This window comes from Bifidobacterium sp. UTCIF-39 (assembly GCF_006408715.1).
GTDB classification, from domain to species: Bacteria; Actinomycetota; Actinomycetes; order Actinomycetales; family Bifidobacteriaceae; genus Galliscardovia; species Galliscardovia tissieri.
Genome location: NZ_JEOG01000046.1, coordinates 1 through 538, shown reverse-complemented (window position 1 = coordinate 538; position 538 = coordinate 1). Strand labels below are relative to the sequence as shown.

Genomic DNA, 538 nt, shown 5'->3' with positions numbered 1-538 from the left:
TGAAGGCCATCGGCCGTTGGGCGGTCGAGCATCACATCTGGATCATCTCCGACGAGATCTATGAGCACCTGAACTATGACGATGCGCATACCACCTATGTCGGTGCTGTGGTGCCCGAATGCCGCAATCAGCTGCTGGTGCTCAACGGTGTGGCCAAGACCTACGCCATGCCCGGCTGGCGCGTCGGCTGGATGGTCGCTCCGGTGGAGATCGCGAAGGCCGCCACCAAACTGCAGGGGCACATGACCTCCAATGTGGCCAATGTCTCCCAGCGCGCCGCGCTGGCTGCTGTGGCCGGTCCCTTGGATGAAGTGCATGAGATGCGCAAGGCCTTTGATGCGCGGCGCAAGGCGATTGTGGCTGCACTGAACGATATCGAAGGCGTGTATTGTCCGACGCCGACCGGCGCGTTCTATGCGTTCGCCGATATCACCGCGCTGCTAGGCAAGCCGCTTGGTCCGCAGGGTACCGTGGCCAAGACGTCTGCCGACTTTGCCTCGGCTCTGTTGGATGAGGCCCATGTGGCCGCTGTGCCTGG

General features: G+C 62.5%; 1 protein-coding gene. It reads left to right on the top strand.

What is annotated here, in order from left to right:
* On the top strand, window positions 1-538 hold a 538-nt coding region (locus tag EP30_RS10800), incomplete at both ends, for an aminotransferase class I/II-fold pyridoxal phosphate-dependent enzyme (protein ID WP_140558678.1).